Genomic DNA, 503 nt, shown 5'->3' on the forward strand with positions numbered 1-503 from the left:
CAATCTGAGGCAACACCTGCTATTACAGGACTAACTGGTGGAGTGTTCTCTAGTACAACTGGATTGGATATTGATCCTGATTCAGGAATCATAGATATTACTAACAGTGATCCGGGAGATTATATAGTAACCTATACCACAACTGGAACTTGTCCAAACTCCAGTCAAGTAAACATAAATATAACAGATCTTGATGATGCTAGCTTTAGCTATGATCAATCCCTATATTGTAAAGATCAATCTGAGGCAACACCTGCTATTACAGGACTAACTGGTGGAGTGTTCTCTAGTACAACTGGATTGGATATTGATCCTGATTCAGGAGTTATTGATATCACAAATAGTGATCTGGGTGATTACGTAGTAACCTATACCACAACTGGAACTTGTCCAAACTCCAGTCAAGTAAACATAAATATAACAGATCTTGATGATGCTAGCTTTAGCTATGATCAATCCTTATATTGTAAAGATCAATCTGAGGCAACACCTGCTATTACAGG

General features: G+C 37.8%; 1 pseudogene. It reads left to right on the forward strand.

Going from position 1 to position 503, the window contains the following annotated elements:
• Positions 1–503, forward strand: a pseudogene (locus Q1A73_RS24475) (carboxypeptidase); the annotation flags it as partial.

The sequence above is a fragment of the uncultured Aquimarina sp. genome (assembly GCF_947492115.1).
In the GTDB taxonomy this organism is placed as follows: domain Bacteria; phylum Bacteroidota; class Bacteroidia; order Flavobacteriales; family Flavobacteriaceae; genus Aquimarina.